We start from the raw sequence: 23,204 nt of genomic DNA, 5'->3' as shown, positions 1-23,204 counted from the left end.
CCTATCAACTCAATTCACGCAAATACATATGAATGGTATTTTTGATGCCGTAGTACAAGGCGTCAGCAATTAATGCATGCCCTATAGACACTTCTTTCAATTGAGCTATCCCATTTTTATAAAAAGACAGATTAGAAAGATTTAAATCATGACCCGCATTGACTCCCAGACCACCTTGAATGGCCAATTTAGCTGTCTCAGCATGAGCTTTAATCGCCTTATTTTTGTCTTGCTCAAACTGCTGAGCATACTTTCCAGTATAAAGTTCTATACGATCAGCACCCGTCTCAATGGTGCTTTCCACCATCGAAACATCAGCATTTAAGAATAAACTGACCCTAATGTCATATGACTGCAAGGTTTTTACTATTTCTTGCAGAAAAGTCAAATGTTCTTTAGTATCCCATCCGGTATTGGAAGTTAAAACGCCGGGTGGATCCGGAACTAAGGTACATTGATCCGGACGTACAGAAGTTACAAGATCCATGAATTTTTGGGATGGATAGCCTTCTATATTGTATTCTGTCTTTACAATGTCTTTCAGAATATATACATCTTCATATCTGATATGTCTTTCATCAGGCCTTGGATGAACAGTAATTCCTTGAGCTCCAAATTCCTCGCAATCTCGAGCAAATTGATATAAATCCGGAAAGTTGCCTTCTCTTGAATTTCTCAGAAGAGCAACTTTATTGATATTGACACTTAATCTTGTCATAGTTCTTTTACATTTGCAATGCAAAATTACTTTTTTCCTTCGTATGCTCGGTGCATTTTTAAGACTCCTCGTATTATTGGCTGGTGGTATCATACTGGCCCAACTTGCTTCTCTGGGCATTATGATGGCTTCAGGGCATGAAATCGAAAATGCCAATCTAAATGGACTAAGCGCCAATACCTTAAGGACAATCCTCCTTACTGGTCATCTGCTAACCTTTATCTTACCATGCTTACTCTTTATATATTTAAACTATAAGGATGATAAATGGAAAATCACCAGACTGGATCAAACCGTAAGTCTCAATTTATTTCTTTTATGTGTGCTTTTCTGTGTGGTCTCCTACCCGGCGGTGACTTATAGTTATACGGTCAATTCATATATCCCTCTGGCCGAATGGATGATCGGTCAGGAACAATCCACTGCTGCTACATTGGAAAAAATTCTAACCATGGATAGCCTTGGCTTATTTGTCTTTAACATCATTTTAATTGCATTGATACCAGCCATCGGCGAAGAGTTATTATTCCGTGGACTGATTATGGACTTCCTGGAACGATCTATTAAAAATGCCCATTGGGCTGTGTGGATATCCGCGGCAGCTTTCAGTCTCTTTCATTTACAATTCCAGGGCTTTCTTCCCAGATTACTGCTTGGGGCTTTGTTGGGTTACTCATTTTTATTTACCAGAAGCCTGTGGGTTCCGATCCTACTCCATTTTTTAAATAATGCTGCTCCGATTGCCAGTCTGTACTTCATAAATGAGGATCTGGCGTCCATCGATCCAAGCGATACACCTGAATTGCATTGGTCTGTAGGGATGGTATCTGCCATTTTAGGAATTTTGGTCGGCTATTATATTTACACCAGATATAGAAAGCATGAAGCCTAGGATCATTACAGGAATTATTTTCGGAGTCATCGTTCTAGCCTCCATCTATGGCGGAGAGGTCAGTTGTATCATGCTGTTTGGCTTAATATCACTGTTTGCATCTTTTGAATTGGCCAGAATGCTGAGAAGAAATGTTCAGGCACCAGCAATGATGTTTACGATGATCGCTGGCTTTCTTCCCTACGTTTTATCCATGTATTTTCCGATGAAGCAAATGGGACTGATGATATCTATTGTCCTGAGTTGCATCTTGATGCTTCTTTTCACCACTCTGATGATTAGAAACCGAGGCGCCAATTTTTTAGAGAAATTTTCTCCCCTTACTGCATTTTTCTACATTGGAGTGCCTTTGTATCTGTTGAGAGTGGTCTTATTGAAACCACCATTTCAATGGGAACTGGTCCTCTGCGTTATTCTGTTAATCTGGTCTAGTGACACCTTCGCTTATATTGTAGGCTCAGCCATCGGCAAAAATAAGCTCTATTACAAAATATCTCCCGGGAAAACCTGGGAAGGATTTCTAGGAGCTGGTATTATGACCATTCTGGTTGCTGTCGGATTAAAGTATGTTTTTGGTGAATTCCCATTGTTATTTTATGTCTTTCTAGGCTTCATCGTTTGGCTATTGGGAGGAATCGGTGATCTTTTTGAAAGTTATCTTAAAAGACATTTTAAAGTAAAAGATTCAGGGTCTTTTTTACCTGGTCATGGTGGCTTCCTGGATAGATTTGATAGTTTTATCTTTGTGATTCCATTTGTATGCTTACTAATGGTCATATTTGAGGTATTTTAGTTTCATGTCAATCTTGGCAGTAGAAACACTTGTGAATTTGGATACAAAAAGATGGAGAAGAAATTAATTCTGGTTACCAATGATGACGGAATAACTGCTCCGGGGATTAAAGCCCTGGTCAATGAAATGCAATTACTGGGTGAGGTAGTCGTAGTGGCTCCTGATAGTCCTCAGTCAGGACAGGGTCACGCCATAACTTTAACTCAACCAATAAGGTTAAAGAAAACAGATATTTTCAAGGGGGTTGAAGCTTATGAATGCACAGGTACTCCGGTAGATTGCGTGAAGCTCGCAAAAAATGTAATCCTTAAAGATAGAAAAATAGACCTTTGTGTTTCGGGCATCAATCATGGATCTAATGCATCTATCAATATCATTTATTCCGGAACCATGTCTGCAGCCATGGAAGCTAGCATAGAAGGAATCGACTCTATAGGTTTTTCACTGCTAGACTTTTCATTTAGTGCAGATTTTACGGCTTCCGCTCATTTTGCTCGAAGAATCGCACAAGAAGCGCTTCGAAATGGATTAAAGGAATGTAACCTGCTCAATGTCAACATTCCGTCGGTTCCACTTAAGGACATCAAAGGGATAAAAGTATGCAGACAAGCCGATGGTAACTGGATTGAAAAATTTCAGGAAGGCGAAGACCCTCGGGGGCAAAAATATTATTGGCTAACTGGTGAGTTTGTTCAAAAGAAACACGAAGAGGAGACAGATCTTCATGCCCTTGAAAATAATTATGTCTCTGTAGTTCCTTCAGACCACGATCTGACTCGCCATGAAGCCATTCCGAAATTGAGCAACTTTGAAAAAATCAAGTGATGTTGAATAAGAACCATATACTGCTTGGATTAATCATTGGCATTTGTGTCCCAATCGTAGGGTATGCTTTGTTCATGATGCTTTTTGAAGCCATGGAGTCCGCTGGAATTATGGATGAAGTGACGGCTGGAAGTGCTGCGCGTAGAACCAGAACACTGGGTTTGCTTGGAATCTGTACGAATATCGTACCATTTGAAATCTATCGCAAAAAGCGATTTGATGAAACCATGAGAGGATTGCTCATACCTACAGTTATTTACATTGCCATTTGGATATTCATGTACAGAGAAATATTATTCGGTGCATAAGATCTTTCTTATAGCAGGAGAAGCGTCCGGAGACTTACATGGATCTCATCTCGTTTCAGCTATGCTTGCTACAAACAAGAAAATCAAAATCGCCGCTTACGGTGGTAAAAAAATGGCAGCAGCTGGTGCTGAAGTCCTTCGAAACTACGAAGCCTTTTCCTATATGGGCTTTCTTGAAGTCTTTTCCAATCTTAATAAGATTCTTCGCAATCTCACCAAAACAGCACAACTCATAGAAGATTTTGCACCTGATGCCATCGTTTTTATTGATTTTCCGGGATTCAACCTAAGGATTGCTTCCAGGCTCCGAAAAATGCTGGTGCATACTAAATTCTACTATTATATATCACCCAAAGTTTGGGCGTGGAAAAGCAGCAGAATTCATAAATTGGCAAAGTGGATGGATCGAATATTTGTGATCTTTCCATTTGAAGAGGATTTTTATCGCAAGTTTGGATATGAAGCTACTTATGTCGGCAATCCCCTTTTAGATTCGGTCAATCAAGAAAAATCGCTACAATCAAAAACAAAAGGACTGATTGCAGTGCTCCCGGGAAGCCGCAGGCAAGAAATTGAGAAAATGCTTCCAATCTTCGCCTCCTTATCAAAAGAAATGCCTCAACTTCAGTTTGAAGTTTCGGTCATGCCGCATTTCGAATTGTCTTTTTATCGCGACTTAACATCAAAAGCAGGCCAAAATTTTACCTTTTCAAAAAGAACGACTTACGAACTATTAGACAAGGCATCCGCAGCTCTGGTAACTTCCGGAACAGCAACCCTGGAGACGGCTTTATTTCATACACCCCAGATTGTAGCTTACAAAACTTCTATGCTTTCTTATGAAATTGGCAAACGAGTGATTCAAACTAAGTATATCTCCCTGGTCAATCTAATTCTAGACAAACCGGCAGTGCCCGAACTGATACAAAATGAATTAACAATCGATAAATTAAAGTATGCGTTAACAAAACTCATTCGAGATAATAGTCAAATGCTAAGTGACTATCAGGAATTGCATAAAAAACTAGGAAAACCCGGTGCTTCGAAAAGAACGGCTTCTTTCATCTTAGAAGATTTGGAGTAATTAAGAAGACATTACCAAGGCGTTTAAAACACCAATCCATTACTTCTTCTTAGACGTAGCTTTCTTTTTAGCGGCGGGTTTCTTTTTGGTGGTCGCTTTCTTCTTATCTTTAAAGGAACCTGGTAACTCCGCCTCAATCCATTTCTTCACCTCTTCCAGGCTAACTTCTTTCAAGTCTTCCGCCGTCAATTTATCATCTCCCTTCTTTGGAATTTTGACAAATTTTCGACCGAACTTCACAACAGGTCCCCACCTCGCATTTTCAATGGAGATCTTCTCATCTGGCCACTGCTGAATATAGCGATTGGCTTCTTTCTCGATTTTTTTAGCAATCAAGTCGTGTGCATCTTCAATGGATATATTGTCAAAGTCGTAGCGCTTCGGAACATTGACATACAGAGAGCCATATTTAAGAAATGGTCCAAATCTTCCTCGACCTTTCGTGATGTCTACCCCTTTATAAGTACCGATAGGCGCATCCTCTTTTTCCTTTTGTTTCACCAATTCTAATGCTTCCTCTTTGGTTATCTCCAGTGGATCACCGCCCTTAGGCAATGAAACAAACTTCTTCTCACCGTATTTCACGTATGGCCCATACCTTCCTGAATTAACGGAAAGCTCCTCCCCCTTATATTCTCCAAGTACTCTAGGCAACTTAAAAAGTTCCATCGCATCTTCATAGCTGATGGTCTCCATGGACTGTCCGGGCTTCAGATTGGCAAATTGAGGTTTACCATCTTCTCCTACCTCTTCTCTGGTGCCGATCTGCACCACTGGCCCATATCTGGTAATTTGAACCAAAACAGTATGTCCTGTTTTTGGATCTTTACCCAATTCTCGTTTCCCTTTTGCACGATCTGCATTTGCGATGGTTTCTTCTACTTTATCGTGAAATGGATTGTAGAAGTTTCGCAGCATCTCTTTCCATTCTTTTCCACCCTCAGCAATCACATCGAATTCTTCCTCGATATCTGCTGTAAAACCATATTCTAAAATTCCTCCGAAGTGCTCTTCCAGGAAATCTGTGACCACCATTCCAATATCGGTGGAATATAATCTATTAGAAGTACTTCCCGTAATTTCGGTTTTTTCTTCCTTCTTAATTTGATCTTGCGCTAAAGTCAGGTATTGGTATTTGCGCTCCTCCCCTTCTCTACTCTCCTTGGTCACATAACCACGATCCTTCTCCATGATTTTTGTGATCGTAGGGGCATATGTTGAAGGGCGGCCGATGCCAAGTTCTTCCAATTTTTTCACCAGACTTGCTTCTGTATATCTTGCCGGCGGCCTGGTAAATCTTTCAGTAGCCTGTAGCTCTTTTAAGTCAAGTTGTTGCCCCTTATGGAGCGGTGGCAACATGCCTTTGGCTTCTTCTTCTTCATCATCATCATTGGATTCAATGTAGACTTTTAGAAAACCTTCGAATTTTAAGACTTCTCCGCTCGCTCTGAAATCAGCGTCAGCTACCTTCGAACTGGCTATTTTCACTTCTGTTTTTTCAATCTTGGCATTCGACATTTGTGAAGCAATAGTTCTTTTCCAAATTAACTCGTAGAGCCTCTGCTGATCCCTGTCATTTCCTACACCTTGATTCTCAATATATGTAGGTCTAATCGCTTCGTGTGCTTCCTGAGCACTGCTATTTTTTGACTTGTATTTACGGGGAGTGGAGTACTCTTTACCATACTCCTTCACTATTTGTTCTTCAATGCTTTGTAGAGCGATATCACTCAAATTGTTAGAATCCGTTCGCATGTAGGTGATCAAACCCTGCTCGTAAAGTTTCTGTGCAGCAGACATGGTTCTGTTTACACTAAAGCCTAACTTTCTACTGGCTTCCTGCTGTAAAGTAGATGTTGTAAATGGTGGAGCCGGCTTTCTTTGAGTGGGCTTTATGTCAATGCTTGTAATGGAATACTTAGAACCTTTTGATTTTTCAAGAAAGGCTTCTGCCTCTTTCAATTCGGGGATCCGGTTTTTCAGATCTGCTTTTAACTCAGCTTTGCCACCCTTGCCGCTATCCACCTCGAAAACCGCTACTACTTTATAGTAATTTTCACTCACATGGTCTCTTATTTCCCTCTCTTTCTCGACGATCAATTTCACAGCTACAGACTGGACTCGGCCTGCTGAAAGCTTGCCTTTCACTTTTCTCCAGAGCGTTTCTGAAAGTTCAAAACCTACCAGACGATCTAAAATTCTTCTGGCTTGTTGGGCATTGACAAGGTTAATATCCACCTTCCTTGGTTTCTCAATGGCAGATTGAATGGCTGGTTTGGTGATCTCTCTGAAAACAATTCTCTTGGTTTTCATTTCATCTAAACCTAACTCTTTACAAAGGTGCCATGAAATGGCCTCCCCCTCTCGATCCTCATCCGTTGCTAACCAAACCTCATCGACCTTGCTTACCCAATCTTTAAGATCTTTAACGACCTTCCTTTTTTCAGGTGAAACGACATAGCTAGGCTCGAAGTCATTTTCAATATCTACACCCTTTGATCCTTTATCAAGATCTCTGATGTGACCGAAACTCGATTTCACTTTGAAGTCTTTTCCAAGATATTTCTCTATTGTTTTAGCCTTCGCTGGTGACTCAACGATCAATAAATTCTTTGCCATGCATTGAATGATTTAGTTTGCAAATGTAAGAAAATACTAATACGTCGCAAGTCAACCTTTCTCATTAGGCCTGATCCTCGTCTCCTGCTTCAGCACTTTCAATTGAGTATTCCTCTCCTCTTCACGAGCCTTTATGAAGGTTTGAATCTGACCTTCAACATCTAAATCCCTTCCATTTAGTTTTCTATGCAAACTCACAATAACCAGTTGGGCCTGGTCGTCTGGGTGTGTTATTCCTTTTTGGCTTAAGAAGTGTGAAAACCTCGAGCCTTCGTAAAAGTTCCAGTTGTATATCATCCACCGGCCTAAACCAAAATGCAATTTCTTAGCCACCACGACTTCTTCACCGTTTTTAAATTTCTCTAAAGCCTCTTTAGAGGAAAGAGCAAGTAGCTCAGACATGGCCTCATCCAGATCCTTTGGAATGTAAACTCCATTTATCCTTGACTTCTTAATGTTGCGTTCATATCTCTCTTCGAAAGATTTTTCGTCATGGACTGGGTCCTGAGTGTAAGATTGACCTACAACAAAAAAGAACAAGGAGATGAAAATATACTTCATTTATTATGTCTTACGCTTTTTCTTCTTCGCTGCCGGAAAAAGAATGTTATTTAATATCAAGCGGTATCCGGGTGAATTAGGATGTAAATTCAGGTCGGTCTCAGGATCACCTACATAATGCCGGTAGTCTTCAGGATCATGGCCCCCGTAAAAAGTCCAGGTCCCATATCCATGAGTGCCATGGATGTATCTGGCTTCATTATCAGCTTTATTATCCCCTAAAATAAGAACGTCAGATTTCACATATGCTTTACTAAATGCCGTTGCCTGTCCCATAAATCCTTTTACAGTTGTGGTATGGTTCTGCGTCAACATGGCCGGAATGTGATCATATTTTGCTGAGAAATCAAATAAGGTAATATAATCAGTTTTAGGAGTCACTTTTCTTTTTTTGTGGTCAATGGATGAATGTTCATACTCCATTGGATTCATGACCAATCGGAAATCTTTAAAGGCCAGTGTTTTACTGTAGTCTAATTTAGATTGCGCATTGGGATCCATGCCATCACCATCATATACATTGCCAACAATATCTACACCCTCCGCTGCTAAAGCAATATCGTACGTATCTGTAGCTGAACACATGGCGAACATAAATCCACCACCTTCAATATATTCTTTAATTTTCTTAGCCACTGAAAGTTTTAATTGCGAAACCTTGGCAAAACCGAGAGAACCTGCCAATTCTTCCATCTTTCTTTGATTTTCCCTGTACCACTTTTGAGTATGCTGAGAAGCATAAAACTTACCATATTGGCCTGTAAAATCTTCATGGTGTAAGTGAAGCCAATCGTATTCTGCAAGTTTATTTTCAAGCACATCTCTATCGTAAATTGTTTCATAAGGTATTTCCGCATAAGTCAATACCAACGTCACTGCATCATCCCAAGGTTGTATTTTTTCTCCCCGACTATTGAAATCAGGGGTGTATACAGCGATTTTAGGAGCTTTCTCTAACTTGATGACCTCTTGATTCACCTCCGGATCACCAATATCACTTCTGATTTTACCAAACTGACTATCGCTGATGACTTCGTAACTGACACCTCTAGTCAACAATTCTTTTTCTGCCCTGGATGAATGTGCAAATGCAAAACTGCCTCCTCTGTAGTTAAGAAGCCAATAGGCCTCCCCACCTGCATCCAGGATCCAATAAGTGATGCCATAAGCTTTCAGATGATTTCGCTGAGTTTCATGTTCCATGGGTATGAGAATGAACGAAGCCCATGCCTGAGCACATAAAAACATTAAAAACCCAAGTATTATTCCTTTTTTCATATATATAAATATGCAGTAAATCTATGACGAAAACGCAAAAGCACTAAAATGAATTGCAGAAAACGCCGTTTTTCAAAATACTTAACAATATTAAAGTGTTATAGATTTGTAATTCACATATTTGCCATCATTAATCCATAAGATTTGTCAAATTTCACTTTTCAGTATCCTCCGATCTACGTCGTGCTGTGTTTATTGCTCGGATTAGCATTCGCCTTAGCACTATATTATAGAGACAGAAAATTTGCGGAACATAAAAACTGGCTACCTTATTTACTTGGATTTTTCAGGTTTGGCGCGGTGTTTTTATTGAGTTTCTTGCTTTTGGTACCCATGTTGAAATCCATTTTTGAAGAAACTAAAAATCCGATCATCATTATAGCTTCTGATGAATCAACATCAGTACAAGAACTGGAAACTTCAGATAATGTAGGCAGTGCGCTTTCCTCCTTAGAAGAAAATCTACAAAGTGATTTCCAGGTTGATCGTTACTATTTCAGTAATCAAATGAGCACCACCCTACCCGATTCCAATAATTTAAAAAGTACCAATCTTGAAAAGGTATTCTCTGAAATCGATGAATTATACATCAATCAGAATGTGGGTGCCATAATCTTAGCAACAGATGGAATTTATAATGAAGGTAAAAATCCGCTTTATCTTGACAATAATATTACCGCTCCTTTATTTCCCATCGCATTAGGTGATACTACTGAAAAGAAGGATTTAATTCTGAAAAGAGCACTAAATAATAATATTGTATTTCTAGGGGACCGTTTTTCTGTACAATTGGATATTGAAGCTGTAAATTCAGCTGGGCAAGCGACTAATTTAAGAGTGTCCAGATATGACGAAGGAGGCAGAACCGAAACGATTGAAAATCGAACAATCAGAATCAATTCTAACGATTTTTTTACGACTGAAGAACTTATTATCGAAGCCAATACCAGCGGTGTGATAAGGTATGTGGCAACATTATCCAATATTGAAGGTGAAATCACCACAAGAAATAACCGTAAAGATATCTTTATTGAAGTTTTGGATGCTCGACAAAAAATTCTTCTGGTTGCTAACGCTCCACATCCGGATGTTTCTGCTTTCAAACAGATCATTGAGTCCAATAAAAATTATGAAATAGAAGTAGAATATGCTTCCACAGCCAACATTGGCACAGAACCCTATGACCTTGTCATATTTCATAATCTACCCAGCAATACTTTTGATCTGTCGGCAATTATGGCTAAGCCCAACATAAAAAACGCGGCAAAACTTTATGTCCTCGGAAGTCAAACTTCTCAGTCCAGGTTTAACACGATTCAAAACGTCATCAGCATTCAAGGAAACAGTAATTCATTAAATGAAGTACAGGCCACTCTAAAATCAGGTTTCAGATCCTTCGTGGTCTCTGATCCCTTGTCGAATGAAATCATTAATTACCCTCCACTGATTTCACCCTTTGGAAATTATACCGTTGCTCCTAATTCAAATGTCCTGCTTAATCAAAAGATCGGAAAAGTAGAAACTGAATATCCTTTGTTAGCTTTTAATGATCAGGGCGGTACGAGAACGGCTGTGATTTCAGGTGAAGGTATATGGAAGTGGAGACTGTTTAATTATTTACAGAAGGGCCACTACGACGAAATCACTGAACTCGTAAATAAATCTCTTCAGTATTTGACCCTGAAAGAAGACAAGCGTAAATTCCGCGTCAATCCTGCTCAGAACATCTTTAAAGAAAATGAAGAAATTATCATTACGGCAGAGTTGTATAATGATAGCTATGAAAAAATTAATGAGCCGGATGTCAATCTATCCATTTTTGATGCGAGTGGCAATAAGTATGATTTCGTATTTTCACGTAGAAACAATTACTATTATCTCGATGCAGGCCAATTTCCAGCAGGGAGTTATCGTTTTACCGCCAGCACCGATCATAATGGTAGAAAGCAAGAGCAGACTGGCAGATTTAGTGTAGAAAGTATTCAGTTAGAATCTTTTGATCTTACTGCCAGACATGGACTTCTAAGATCACTTTCGGACAAATATGGAGGTGAGCTTGTTATGATGGATGATATGGAATCATTAGCTGCAAAGATTAAGGGTAACAATCAGATTAAGCCTGTTATTTATGCCAGTTCCAGGACCAATAAGTTCATGGATAACAAGTGGATTTTTTTTCTAATATTTGGCCTACTTGCAGTCGAGTGGTTCATGAGAAGGTACTTTGGCAGTTACTAAATATTAGTTCCTAATTTAAAAACGGGCCCGACTGTTTAAGCAATCGAGCCCAATTGTAGATGTAGTTTTTAACATGATTGGCTCATCAGGTTTTTCTACCACCTTTAATATTATTTTGTAATTCGTCCAGAGCATCCCATTTACCATCTCTGGCTAATGCTGCTTGCTCTGGCCATGTATCTGGCGTGGAAATACGGTAGCGAGGTCCAGCTCCATCAAGAATTTCTTTGAGCCTGCTCACGTCCGTTTTTGCTAATTCTGCAAATGTCCAGATGCTTTCTTCATTTAATAATGCTTCGATTTTCGGGCCGATTCCTTCTACTATTTTTAGATCGTCTGAAGCAGCTGCGCTCCCCTTTTGATCTCCTGGTCTGACACCACCCACTAAGACATTTTGTAGTTTCTCAAGTTCATCCCAATTTCCATCTCTTGCCAATGCAGCTTGTTCAGGCCATGTGTCCGGTTTTGTTATCTGATATTTTGGACCTGCGGCATCCAGTATCTTTCTTAGCTTTTTCACTTTAGCAGTCGCCAGATCATCATAAGAATGGATGTTTTCTTCATTCAGCAATTTTTCGATTTTAGGACCTATGCCCTCTATCTTTTTTAAATCATCGACTTTACCTTGACCTGACGATGTCAGTCCAGCTGCTGCTCCTACGACACCAACAGCTTCCTTCGATCCTCCTTTTTTATTGGCTGCTGCCAGACTTGATTCCAATGTAGATACCTGGAGATCCCTTTCTCTTAATTGACCTTTAAGCATGGCAATTTCGCTGTCCAATTCTGTATGGTGATGTCTACAATCAGCCAATTCAGCCTCCAGTTCTGAGATTTTGGATTTTAACTTCTTAACTTCCTCTTCAAGATTTTCCTTCATTTTCTTATACCTTGCCCAAATGGCATAGCCCAACAATAATCCAAGTAGAAAAGGCAAGAGCCAGGATAAGAGTACCAGCCACCAATCCAAATTGCAAAAATTAAATGCCAAGTAAGTCATAAGTTTCGTTTTGTTTATTGTATAATGATTTCAACACGTCGGTTTTTCTGTTTTCCCTCTTCCGTTTCATTGCTGGCTATCGGTCTGGTTTCGCCATAACTTTCCGCTACAACCTGATCACCAGATATGCCCATTGACAGGATTTTTGATCTAACTCGTTCTGCCCTTCTTTGTCCTAGTTGCATATTGAATGCAGCAGAACTTTCACTATCCGTGTGTCCGCTAACTACGATCTTTTTACCAGAGGACTGTGCATTTTCTACCAACTTGCGTAGGTCAGCTTCCGTGGTGGCAGAGTATGTAGAATTATTAGAACCATAAGGAAAGTAAAAAGTAAGCTTGGTGATTCCGGATTCATCCGATGACGCTACTGATGTGACTTCTTTGGTTTCTTCTGCTTCAGCGATTGCACGTTCAGCCTCGGCGTCAGCACGGGCTCTCGATTCTGCTTCATTGGATTGGCGGGCTTCAAGTTCCGATCCGCTAGTGATCGAATCAGCATCCAGAGCACTTCCGTCCAGGGGTAAAACTTGCTGATTGGAAGTTAAACCATCTGCGTTACAGCAGGAGCCCGCATTATTTGCCCAAATCCAATAGTAGAGAAAACCAAGAAGAATCCATAAAATAACAGATAAGTATCTCATGTAAGTTAGTTTTAGTAAAATGCCAATATGCCTTTTAAATATAATGATATTCTTGCTAATTCCATATTAAATTTTACATAATAGATGCCATTCAAAACCCATTGTCTCCGGTGCTCATAAATTTTAGAATTTTTTTCGGCGAAATCAGTAACGGAAAGTAAAAATCTTACACTAATACACTTGAAGCCCAATCAAGTAAAATGAGCTACAAAAAAATGCCCTTGCTTTTGCCATTAATATTATTCATTATAGGAATAGTAACAGGTAATTTTTGGTATGCTGGCCTGTTGCTCATTGGAGTCTCATTTGTCATTTTGCTGATCGTAAATTCGATTTTGGCTTCTGGATATATCAAATCCTATTTATTGTTGGCACTTTTTTTTCTTTCAGGTCTTGGGATCCAGCAATTCTCCTTGAAGTGGGAAAAACTCACTCATTTTTCTTTTTATGAAGGTGACAATTTGACCTTGATTATTCAAAAAACATTGCCAACTAAAAAGGGATATAAAAGTGAAGCCAGGGTATTAAAAGTTAACCGCAAATATGAAGAGCACAGTGTTTCGGGAAAAATCATCATTTACACACCTGCGACCATAGCATTGCAAACTTTTAGCACCTATGAAATTCCTGCTCAATTTGTAAAAATTGAAAGCTATCATAACCCAGGCTATTTTGACTATGGTACTTTCCTGCACCAAAAAGGTTTTTATCATCAGATTTATTTAAAAGAAGAACCCGAATTGATTGATGCTGGAAAAGGGATTAGGAAGCTTATATACGATGTAAGCGGTTTAGCATCTGATGTATTTTACACTTCATTTGACAACGAAAGAATAGCTGACCTTGTGACTGCCATTTTTTTAGGTCAAAAAGAAGGCTTAAGTAAAGAATCAAAGCAATTGTTTACCGATAACGGACTTGCTCATCTTCTAGCCATTTCAGGAATGCACGTCGGTATTATCTACCTTATCCTGAGTTGGGTGTTTGGTTGGTTAAGAATCAACTCCATAAGAAGCCTTGTCATCATTTTCGGTATTTGGTTTTATATCATTTTGACTGGTTTGCAAATTCCAGCTTTAAGAGCGGGTTTTATGTTCACAGTTTTTATAATCGGTAAAATTTCCAGTAGAAATGTGAAGAGCTTAAATTCTATCTTTTTTGCTGCGATCATACTTTTGGCGATCAATCCAAATCTGATTTATCAAGTAAGCTTTCAACTGAGTTTTGCGGCGATGCTCAGTATTCTTTCGTTTTACAATCCTATCCAAAGGTTGTATGTCCCGGATCAAATTTGGTTGAGAAAAATTTGGCAGCTGACCTCATTGAATGTATCGGTTCAAATTTTCGTACTTCCGTTAACCATCTTTTACTTCAAGCAACTTCCCACTTATTTTTTGTTTACAAGTCTGATTAGTATCCCTTTTGTAGTAGCGATCATGTGGGGGGCAATCATATTGCTCATGTCAGACCTGACTGGTTTCTTAGATCAATTCCTAGGGGCGTTACTTGAAAGCTTCATTGAATTTTATTTTTCAATTTTGACTGCAGTAAGCAAACTCCCATTTGCACTCATCATTGATTTACAGATACATTATTTGCAAATCATAGGCTGGACCTTAGGCGTACTCATTATTTATCACCTATTACAACTAAATACAAGGAAGTATAGTATGATGTACTCCGCATTCATTCCCTTAATTCTTATATCATCCTCACTTAAAATTAAAGAATATGTGAACCACTCGATCATCATTTATGACGATCCCAAGGAAGTCATTGTAGATCTAAACGTACAAGGTCAAATCTTCAGAATGAGCAGCGATCCAGATTATACTCCCTACTCTTTAAAGGACAGCAAAGTATTTAAAGCATCCAAGCTTGCAAACAATAGCATATATCAAATGAATAACCTGACTTGGGCACTGATTGATAAGGATCTCCCGATTTCAAATCCCCAACCAATAGATATCTGTATTCTGGGAAGTCCTAATATCAAAAGTAGCGATGTCAGTCACTGCAAAAAGATCATCATACCACGACATTTAAAATCCAGGTATATCAATATTAATTACTATAACATTTTGTCAAAAGGCGCATTTAAACAAAATTTTTAAAAATGAAAAATCAATTGCTCCCCCTACTCTACTTTAGAAAAAAAGAAAGGAAATCACTTGTATTTGTAATCATTGTGTTACTATGTTCAAGCTTTATAGATGAAGCTTACATCTTCATCTTAAAACAATGGGAGGCCTCGCCTGAATCTGAAGAATATAGAATTGAACCATCGGATGAAGGCATGGAGTTGAAAACTTTTTTTGAAAGACATTCTGAAGAATCAGGTAATCGAGAGTACGACAAAGAATCTAGTAATTTACAATTTTCGGATGCCAATATCAGAGAAAGAAATGAGGATATAGAACTGGAGGCAAAGCATTCATCGCTGGAGAGGAGACATAAAGTTCTTTACTCGAATGAAGAAACAGAATCAAATGAGTCAAAACTACAAGTGGAATCCATAAAATTGGAAATGGAGCAGGATTCAACAGAAGAAATAAGCGACATATCCATAGATCCTAATCAACCTGATCTTGCCATACTTCGACGTATTGGTGTTCCTGAAAGAGCAGCAAATAATTGGCTCAAGTATACGCAAGCTGGTGGCCAATTCAAATCTAAGATCGAGCTTCAAAAGATTTATGGCCTGGAAGCCGATGTTATAGATCGAATTTCAAGTCATTTAAAATTTACAATTTCTGATAAAAAAGGCAGGGAACAAGTATCATTAAAGTCACCTTCCAGAAATTTAGAAACCATATCTATTAACCAAGCCTCAGCGCTTGACTTTGCAAAAATTTCAGGCATAGGTCCTGTCCTGTCTGAGAGAATCATTAAATTTAGAGAAAACCTGGGAGGCTTTCATTCTCCACAACAGCTCTATGAAGTCTATGGAATTGATGTGGAAGTACTTAAGAAAAACGACAAGCGATTTATCATTATTAATCCTGTAAAAATGATCAATGTCAATACGTGCACTATTGAAGATCTTGGACGACATTCTTATTGTAATTTTAGATTTGCTAAAGCGGTGGTCAATTACAGAAAGCAACATGGTCATTTCGCTTCCAGCGCGGACTTATTGAAAATAAAGATAATAGATCAGAATTGGATTGATAAAATTGGACCATATCTGACATATTAGAAAACAAGAATGTTTATTTGCTGTTATTTTCTTTTACCTTTGAATTTGGTGAAGTAAGAATTATATAATCAATGCAGTAATTTGAAGGAGCTCAGTTTCTTAAACCAATATTTTCTAAAGTACAAGTGGAGGTTTTTACTAGGGATTATTTTTGTATCTCTCTCTAATTACTTTAGGGTATTGATGCCCGTGACCATTAGAGAAGCACTGGATTTCGTATTTGAAAACATACAACAATATAAGTTGTACACTGGCTTTGAGCTCCAGGAAAATTTTTACACTTTTATCAGTACTAATCTCATTCTATTCGGAGGCCTTGTATTGCTTTTTGCCGCTATAATGGGTGTTTTCATGTACTTTATGCGTCAAACCATCATTGTAATGTCTCGTTTAATCGAGTACGACATGAGAAAACTCATTTTTAATCACTATCAAGGATTAGATACTGCTTTTTATAAGAAGAATAAAACTGGCGACTTGATGTCGCGAATTACGGAAGATGTATCAAAAGTCAGAATGTATCTAGGCCCGGCCATCCTTTACGGAATCAATCTTGTTTCACTCTTTGCCATCGTTATCGTTTCTATGTTTCGAGTGAGTACTACACTTACATTATGGACTTTGTTACCCCTACCCTTTCTATCTCTATCGATTTATATCGTCAGTAGTATTATCCACAGCAAAAGCTCTGTAATCCAAAAACAATTAGGCTTTCTAACCAGCATTTCCCAGGAGGTCTATTCTGGTATTAGAATCATTAAATCCTACGTGCAAGAAGGTAAGTTCGCCAAGTACTTTCTCTACGAATCCAATAATTATAAAAATAAATCTCTTGAATTGGCAAGAGTAAATGCACTCTTCTTTCCTTTAATGCTTTTACTGATCAGCATTAGTACCATCATCACGATTTATGTAGGTGGTCTTGAAGTCGTAAAAGGAAATATTACTCCTGGAAATATTGCTGAATTTGTAATTTATGTCAATATGCTCACGTGGCCAGTGACTTCAATTGGTTGGATTGCTTCCATTATTCAGCAAGCATCTGCAAGTCAAGAACGCATCAATGAATTTTTAGATACGACACCAACGATAACCAGCAGTACGGATCAGCCATTTCAACTTACCAGTGAAATTAAGTTTGAAAATGTCGATTTCGTATATCCAGATACCGGAATACAAGCCTTATCCAACATTAACCTGACCATTGGAAAAGGAGAAAAAATAGCCATAATAGGTAGAACTGCTTCGGGAAAGACGTCAATAGCAGAACTAATTCTGAGGATGTATGATGTGACTGGTGGCAAAATCACTATTGATGGTCAAGACATCAAGGACATCAATTTGGATGCTCTCCGTCAGGATATCGCTTATGTACCGCAGGACCTGTTCTTATTTTCAGATACGATTGAAAATAATATTGGATTTGGAATAGATGAATATCATCGAGAGGAAATTGAAAAGTATGCTGAATATGCATCGATCAATAAGGAGATCAAAGAATTGCCCAATGGATACGATGCACTTGTAGGTGAGCGTGGAGTTACCTTATCCGGTGGCCAAAAACAAAGAATCTCTATCGCACGGGCATTGATCAAAAAACCAGATATCGTCATCCTGGATGATTGTTTATCTGCTGTTGATACCAAAACAGAACAGAAAATTCTTTCATATCTGAAAAATGAATTGTCTGCAAAAACAGCAATCATTATTACTCATCGTATCCAAAGCTTAATAGATTTTGATCAAATCATTGTTCTAGACGAAGGCCAAATAGTGGAACGTGGAAAACACAAGGAGTTGATTGACCTACAAGGCTACTACTATGACATCCTGGAGCAACAACAGCTGGAGGAAAAGGAGATTTCTTAGGAATACCAATTAGAATTACAATTATTTGAGTATTTTCAAATATTATTTACATTTGTAATAGTAGTGATCATACAAAATACGAAAAATCACTAGTAGCCAAATTGTCAATTAAAATAGAAGATTGTGGAGGATAATAAGTTTGAAAGTGTATACTCATCGAAAGTGAAGGCCGGAAAAAGAAGGACCTATTTTTTTGATGTCAGAAAGACTAAAGGTGATGACTATTATGTCACACTCACTGAAAGTACCAAGCGCTACAACGGTGATGGATATGATCGGCACAAAATTTTTCTATACAAAGAAGATTTTGACCGTTTTCAGCAAAGTCTGGACGAAGTGATCAATCATATCAAAACTGAGTTAATGCCAGATTATGATTATGAGGAATATACACGGAGGCAAGAAGAATGGGAGGCTAAAATTGCAGAAGAGGATGGAGACGAAAGTGAAGGAGAGAAAAAGTCCAGTGAAAGTTCTGAAGAGGATATGAGCTGGTAATTTACTTAAAGATATATACTGACCGATGGCCATTAATTTTGTCATCGGTTTTTTTATTTATATGACCATTTGTTCCCGATTCTCGTAAATGATGGTTTTCAGAAAAAGTTGTAAATATGCTCTAGCAGGTAAATTTTAAATACTTAACATTGACCACATGAAAATTTTGATTAAGGTAGTATAACGATGCTTAGTAGGTTGCACATAGCACCTATCAAAATTGCCTTAAATAATGGATTTTCCGGCCTTACTTATTCGAAGAAGTTATCGTATTGGTTCTTTCGATTTGTGGCCATTTCAGGTTTAGCAATGGGTGCTCCTAAATCCAATACATCTTCATCATTATTGGCCTGGACCAGCAATTTTGCTTTATCATCTCCTAGCAAAATAGACATACCTTCATTTTCCCATTTCTCTAACATTTTCAAGCCCTCTTCTTCAAATATTCCATTCTTTAGATCCAGAGATTGCATAAATCCTTGTGAAACCTCCATGAATTGCTCCATTTCACCTACTTTCTGGCTGACATCATCTGCCACGGCCTCTAGGGCTCTGTCAAACATTTCCCGTTTATCTTTATTCCCACTTATAATATTCATGGCGGATTTCATCGCTGAATTACTGGCCAAAATCGCCTTACGCTCCTGCTCTTTGACTTCCACCTGATCTTCTATATCCTCTTTCATTATCTGAGAGTTCTCATACATCTTTCCAAGAACCCGATACAAAACCTCCATTTTCTTGTAAAGGTCCTCTAATCTCATCGTTGACTCTTTCAACCTACCCGCTTTTCGACTCTTCAACACCATTACAGCATTGTTATTGTTATCTCTTGCCTTGCTGGCTAAACTCAGATTATTATCTATCTCCTTTTTATTGTTGATGATCATTTCCTTCAACTTGTGCATCTGCCCTCTCAGTTGAGTGATTTGACGGTTCATTTTCTTAAGGTTGTCCCTCAGATCCTCAACGTAATTTTTGAGAATACCGATAGGATCAATTTGAATAAAAAGTCCAGTAATCCATCTCATCACACTCTTATACATATAACCTACAAGGCCTCTAGCTTTAGGATCTATCGCTGTAAAAATAATCACACCCAGGGCCAACAGAGTAATGATCATCCCAACTGTGGAAGTCACAAAGGATATCAATGCACTTATGAATGCAGAAGCAAGTATTCCACCACCAATCAATAAGGCAACGATGAAGAAAATACCTGTTTTACCCTCAGGCCTTTTCCAAAATGATTTCTTTTTATATTCTTCGGTCATGAATTCAAGTATTTTTTCATTCGGTCAACATCTGCTGTAATCTGATCAGCCACTTTGGAAAAAGATGCATAAAATTGATCCCTTGTCCTAGCTACCTTTTCGGATGCTTCACTAATTTCATTTTTCCGTATTTCTAACTCTTTTTTAGACTGCTTTATTTCTTCTTGTAACTTCTTAATTTGTGCTTCTTTTTTAGAAATACTGGACTCGAGTGCAGTCAATTTATCCTGTCTAGCAATGACTTGTTTTTGCTGTTGCTTTTCATAGGCATCATTAAATTTGCCTTTTTCATTCTCTAAAACTTTTAGATAATGCATTGCTGAATCCATCAATGCTTTTTTGTCAGCACCCATAGTTTTAGCCATAGCAAAAGCAGAATTAAACCGGGTTGACTCATCCATATCCATGGAGGACAACGATTTAAGTGATTGCTTGTATTCCAAATAGTCAAATCCTTCTAAATTATTGGATTCAATTGCCCTAAGCAAGCTATTTACAAATTTATCTGAAGCTTTTGCATTCTCATTTACAGGGATATTGGCTTCCTTTTTCTCCTTGCTTTCATCCTCAGCTATCTCAGTGGGAACATAATCCTCGTCTTCAACAATAAATACGGACTTAAGCCTTTTAAACATTGACATACAAAATATGTGTTAAGAATGAGAATACGTTTCAATTATATAAATAACTTTGCAGTCTACCTCATAGTTCACAATTAAGGGTAAATATAAAAAATAGTTCAAAGGAGAAATTACAATACAAGTTATGAGTCTTTCAGTGAGTTCAGAAATTGGCAAACTTGAGAAGGTAATAATACATAGACCCGATTCAGGAATTTCAAGGGTTAGTCCGAAACGAGCGGAGGAATTGTTGTTTGATGATATTGTCTTTCTGCCTAAGATGCAAGCTGAGCATGATGTGCTTACTGATATACTTAAAGCATTCGTTGGACCTAAAAATGTACTTGAGATTACCGATCTACTTACAGAAACCATTAAGGATCATCCGGACAATAAAAATTTGATCATTGATAGAGTGCAGGATTATGAGGAATTGCCTGACTCGTTCGGCGAAAAAATGAAAGCACTTGAAATTCCAGAACTTTCAGAAGTTCTAATCACTGGATATTTAAAAAATGAAGACTTCATATTATTCGATCCCATACCTAACTTCATTTTCACGAGAGATATAGCAGTAGTGGTCAATGACCACGTGGTCATCACAAAAGCTTCAAAAGCAGCACGTCACCGCGAAAATGTGCTCACCAGATTTATATTCTGGAGACATCCGATTTTCAGGACATTGAGGGATAAGGACCAAATTATCAACCTCAATGACTTAAATCTCTTCCCCCCTTCAAGGCAGGGTCAACATGTTTCTCTTGAAGGAGGAGATGTCATGATTATCAACAAAGATTATCTGCTTATTGGATGCTCGGAAAGGACGTCCATGCATGGCGTACATCTTTTAAAAGATACTCTATTTAAGAAAAATGTGGTGAAGAATGTGGTGATCATCAATATTCCGGATGACCGTTCGTATATGCATATTGACACCTTATTCACGATGATTAGTGAAGACGAAATTGTAGCGTACAAACCGATTGTTTATGATGGAAACAGTTCCAATGTTTTTGTTCATAAATCCAATGGTGACGTCGCAGAATACTCTTCTGTGAAGCGTTTTTTCGAAGCTGAAATAAATCCGGATATCAAATTCATCTTTGCCGGCGACGGTAGAAGTCCATATCAGGAAAGAGAGCAGTGGACAGATGGTTGTAATCTTGTCGCTCTCAAATCCGGAGTAGCCATCACTTATGATAGAAACACAGTCACTGATCACGCATTTAAAAAAGCTGGATACAATATCATCAAAGCATACGATCTCCTACAAAATATCAAAAGTGGAGCGGTTAAAGTGGATAAAATTAGTAAAACCATTATCCATATTCCATCCAATGAACTATCAAGGGCGCGTGGAGGATCACATTGTATGACCTGCCCTATATCCAGAAAGTAAAAATCATGTATACACATACAACCCAGGTAAGAGTCAGGTATGCTGAAACAGATCAAATGGGATATGTTTATTATGGTAACTACGCAAGATATTACGAGATCGGAAGAGTGGAGGCTATGCGTAATCTTGGTTTGAACTATGCAGAATTAGAATCTAAGCACAATATTCTGATGCCAGTATTATCTATGGAAACACGGTTTATCAGACCAGCCAGGTATGATGATATGTTGACACTGGAAACCACTATTGCAAAACTACCATTGGAAAAAATCGTTTTCCGGACAGAAATCTACGATGAATCACGTAAAATTTTGAACAGTGGTATCGTTAGACTGTTTTTTTTAGAGCGAAGTGATTCCCGGAGAATTGATACTCCTGAAATCATCATTGAAAAATTAAAACCTTATTTTGAATCTTAAAGAATTCGACATATGGGGCTATCTTTCTAAACTAACATTCATTCGTCGGCTCCTCATTTGGACGAAGAAGACTAGTTTCTACGGTTTCGAAGGCATTCCTGTCTATGACATCACCAGATTTGTAATTAAAGAATCGCAGCAGGATGACATCAACACCCGAGCCAATTCAATGGCGTTCAGCTTTTTCCTGGCATTATTTCCAGCCATCATCTTCTTCTTCACTTTACTACCACTATTTCCAGTCACCGCAGATTACATGGCGACCATCCAAAGTTCGATAGAAAGCCTATTACCTACAGAAGCCAGCACGTACATTAATCAGATTATTTCTGATGTTGTATCGATTCCTCGAGGAGGACTTTTTACATTAGGATTTGTCTTGGCACTCTTTTTTACATCAAATGGGGTGGCAGCAATGATGAAAGGTTTCGAAAAGAGCTATACCGAAACTTTTAAAAAAAGATCATATCTGAATCGACAATGGACGGCAGTGAAATTGACCTTCCTCCTTGGATTTTTCTTATTAATATCATTGACCACAGTGGTTTTGGGAAAGGTTATTTTGGACTACGTATTCGATTTGTTTAATATCGATGCAGCCTCCAGAATTTTGCTCAATATAGGAAGGTGGATTCTGGTATTAATCACTTCGCATGCACTAATAAGTTCTCTGTATCGTTATGGAGCACCCACTATTAAGCGTTTCAATTATTTTAGTCCGGGGGCTACCGCAGCAACGATCTTCACGGTCATTCTTTCTTTAGCATTTGCTGCTTTCGTCAATAATTTTGGAGCCTATAACAAGATTTATGGGACGATAGGAGGGTTGATTATCGTTTTGGTATGGATTCAATTTAATTGCATGATCTTGCTGATTGGGTACGAAATCAATGCCAGTATAGCTGTGAATAAGGATTTCTCAAAATTTAGAAATTCAAAAGGTGAAATTAAAAACTAACATAACTT

Annotated in this window: 21 protein-coding genes; 13 read left to right on the top strand and 8 right to left on the bottom strand. The window is 38.3% G+C overall.

Annotated elements, in window-relative coordinates; translation table 11 throughout:
• Positions 1-4 precede the first annotated feature (4 nt).
• Entirely contained in the window at positions 5-718 is a 714-nt protein-coding gene (locus L2567_RS06240; RefSeq protein ID WP_235296890.1) for a pyridoxine 5'-phosphate synthase, read from the bottom strand.
• 43 nt (positions 719-761) lie between these two features.
• Here L2567_RS06240 and L2567_RS06235 point away from each other — a divergent pair, with 43 nt between their 5' ends.
• From L2567_RS06235 to lpxB, 5 genes are read left to right on the top strand one after another with little or no spacing between them, the layout of a single operon-like run.
• Complete coding sequence (locus tag L2567_RS06235) at positions 762-1,610, top strand: CPBP family intramembrane glutamic endopeptidase (RefSeq protein WP_235296889.1); 849 nt, start codon at positions 762-764, stop codon at positions 1,608-1,610.
• On the top strand, positions 1,600-2,403 hold the full coding sequence (locus L2567_RS06230; protein WP_235296888.1) for a phosphatidate cytidylyltransferase: 804 nt from the start codon (positions 1,600-1,602) through the stop codon (positions 2,401-2,403). Before L2567_RS06235 ends, L2567_RS06230 begins: the two co-directional genes overlap by 11 nt.
• Before the next feature lie 51 nt (positions 2,404-2,454).
• Positions 2,455-3,228 (top strand): 5'/3'-nucleotidase SurE, encoded by a 774-nt coding sequence (gene surE / locus L2567_RS06225; protein WP_235296887.1) that lies wholly within the window; start codon positions 2,455-2,457, stop codon positions 3,226-3,228.
• Positions 3,228-3,536 carry a hypothetical protein gene (locus L2567_RS06220; RefSeq protein ID WP_235296886.1) on the top strand — a complete coding sequence of 103 codons (309 nt, stop codon included), beginning with the start codon at positions 3,228-3,230 and terminating at the stop codon, positions 3,534-3,536. The genes surE and L2567_RS06220 overlap by 1 nt, the downstream gene beginning before the upstream one ends.
• On the top strand, positions 3,529-4,620 hold the full coding sequence (gene lpxB / locus L2567_RS06215) for a lipid-A-disaccharide synthase (RefSeq protein ID WP_235296885.1): 1,092 nt from the start codon (positions 3,529-3,531) through the stop codon (positions 4,618-4,620). The genes L2567_RS06220 and lpxB overlap by 8 nt, the downstream gene beginning before the upstream one ends.
• 39 nt (positions 4,621-4,659) lie before the next feature.
• On the opposite strand, the gene topA is transcribed toward lpxB, so the two are convergent.
• The 3 genes from topA to L2567_RS06200 are packed head-to-tail and all read right to left on the bottom strand — an operon-like array spanning position 4,660 to position 9,078.
• Complete coding sequence (gene topA / locus L2567_RS06210; protein WP_235296884.1) at positions 4,660-7,239, bottom strand: type I DNA topoisomerase; 2,580 nt, start codon at positions 7,237-7,239, stop codon at positions 4,660-4,662.
• Positions 7,240-7,290: 51 nt separating this feature from the next.
• On the bottom strand, positions 7,291-7,800 hold the full coding sequence (locus tag L2567_RS06205) for a DUF6794 domain-containing protein (protein WP_235296883.1): 510 nt from the start codon (positions 7,798-7,800) through the stop codon (positions 7,291-7,293).
• Positions 7,801-7,803: 3 nt separating this feature from the next.
• Complete coding sequence (locus tag L2567_RS06200; RefSeq protein WP_235296882.1) at positions 7,804-9,078, bottom strand: asparagine synthetase B; 1,275 nt, start codon at positions 9,076-9,078, stop codon at positions 7,804-7,806.
• A gap of 144 nt (positions 9,079-9,222) precedes the next feature.
• On the opposite strand from L2567_RS06200, the gene L2567_RS06195 reads away from it, so the two are divergent.
• Positions 9,223-11,316, top strand: coding sequence for a hypothetical protein (locus L2567_RS06195; RefSeq protein WP_235296881.1), 2,094 nt, complete (start codon positions 9,223-9,225; stop codon positions 11,314-11,316).
• 85 nt (positions 11,317-11,401) lie between these two features.
• Here the strand turns inward: L2567_RS06195 and L2567_RS06190 are convergent, their stop codons facing one another.
• A complete protein-coding gene (locus tag L2567_RS06190; RefSeq protein ID WP_235296880.1) occupies positions 11,402-12,316 on the bottom strand; it encodes a helix-hairpin-helix domain-containing protein in 915 nt (304 codons plus the stop codon).
• A gap of 14 nt (positions 12,317-12,330) precedes the next feature.
• Positions 12,331-12,960 (bottom strand): OmpA family protein, encoded by a 630-nt coding sequence (locus L2567_RS06185; RefSeq protein WP_235296879.1) that lies wholly within the window; start codon positions 12,958-12,960, stop codon positions 12,331-12,333.
• A 200-nt stretch (positions 12,961-13,160) separates the two neighbouring features.
• Here L2567_RS06185 and L2567_RS06180 point away from each other — a divergent pair, with 200 nt between their 5' ends.
• The 4 genes from L2567_RS06180 (at position 13,161) to L2567_RS06165 (ending at position 18,526) form a co-directional block, all read left to right on the top strand.
• Complete coding sequence (locus L2567_RS06180) at positions 13,161-15,074, top strand: ComEC/Rec2 family competence protein (protein ID WP_235296878.1); 1,914 nt, start codon at positions 13,161-13,163, stop codon at positions 15,072-15,074.
• 2 nt (positions 15,075-15,076) lie between these two features.
• Positions 15,077-16,159, top strand: coding sequence for a helix-hairpin-helix domain-containing protein (locus L2567_RS06175; RefSeq protein ID WP_235296877.1), 1,083 nt, complete (start codon positions 15,077-15,079; stop codon positions 16,157-16,159).
• A gap of 81 nt (positions 16,160-16,240) precedes the next feature.
• Positions 16,241-18,028: an ABC transporter ATP-binding protein gene (locus L2567_RS06170; protein WP_235296876.1), complete on the top strand. Its 1,788-nt coding sequence runs from the start codon at positions 16,241-16,243 to the stop codon at positions 18,026-18,028.
• A gap of 123 nt (positions 18,029-18,151) precedes the next feature.
• On the top strand, positions 18,152-18,526 hold the full coding sequence (locus L2567_RS06165; protein ID WP_235296875.1) for a DUF3276 family protein: 375 nt from the start codon (positions 18,152-18,154) through the stop codon (positions 18,524-18,526).
• 251 nt (positions 18,527-18,777) lie between these two features.
• On the opposite strand, the gene L2567_RS06160 is transcribed toward L2567_RS06165, so the two are convergent.
• Together L2567_RS06160 and L2567_RS06155 are read right to left on the bottom strand one after the other, a co-directional pair.
• Positions 18,778-19,800 (bottom strand): hypothetical protein, encoded by a 1,023-nt coding sequence (locus L2567_RS06160; protein ID WP_235296874.1) that lies wholly within the window; start codon positions 19,798-19,800, stop codon positions 18,778-18,780.
• Positions 19,797-20,435 (bottom strand): hypothetical protein, encoded by a 639-nt coding sequence (locus L2567_RS06155; protein ID WP_235296873.1) that lies wholly within the window; start codon positions 20,433-20,435, stop codon positions 19,797-19,799. The genes L2567_RS06160 and L2567_RS06155 overlap by 4 nt, the downstream gene beginning before the upstream one ends.
• Before the next feature lie 130 nt (positions 20,436-20,565).
• On the opposite strand from L2567_RS06155, the gene L2567_RS06150 reads away from it, so the two are divergent.
• Genes L2567_RS06150 through L2567_RS06140 form a run of 3 tightly spaced genes read left to right on the top strand, consistent with a single transcriptional unit; the run spans position 20,566 to position 23,196 of the window.
• On the top strand, positions 20,566-21,819 hold the full coding sequence (locus L2567_RS06150; RefSeq protein ID WP_235296872.1) for an arginine deiminase: 1,254 nt from the start codon (positions 20,566-20,568) through the stop codon (positions 21,817-21,819).
• Between the two features lie 5 nt (positions 21,820-21,824).
• A complete protein-coding gene (locus tag L2567_RS06145) occupies positions 21,825-22,238 on the top strand; it encodes an acyl-CoA thioesterase (RefSeq protein WP_235296871.1) in 414 nt (137 codons plus the stop codon).
• On the top strand, positions 22,228-23,196 hold the full coding sequence (locus L2567_RS06140) for a YihY/virulence factor BrkB family protein (RefSeq protein ID WP_235296870.1): 969 nt from the start codon (positions 22,228-22,230) through the stop codon (positions 23,194-23,196). The genes L2567_RS06145 and L2567_RS06140 overlap by 11 nt, the downstream gene beginning before the upstream one ends.
• Positions 23,197-23,204: the final 8 nt, after the last annotated feature.

Origin of the sequence: Portibacter marinus (assembly GCF_021533195.1) — a bacterium.
GTDB classification, from domain to species: Bacteria; Bacteroidota; Bacteroidia; order Chitinophagales; family Saprospiraceae; genus Portibacter; species Portibacter marinus.
This window is presented reverse-complemented; position numbering and strand designations above follow the sequence as displayed.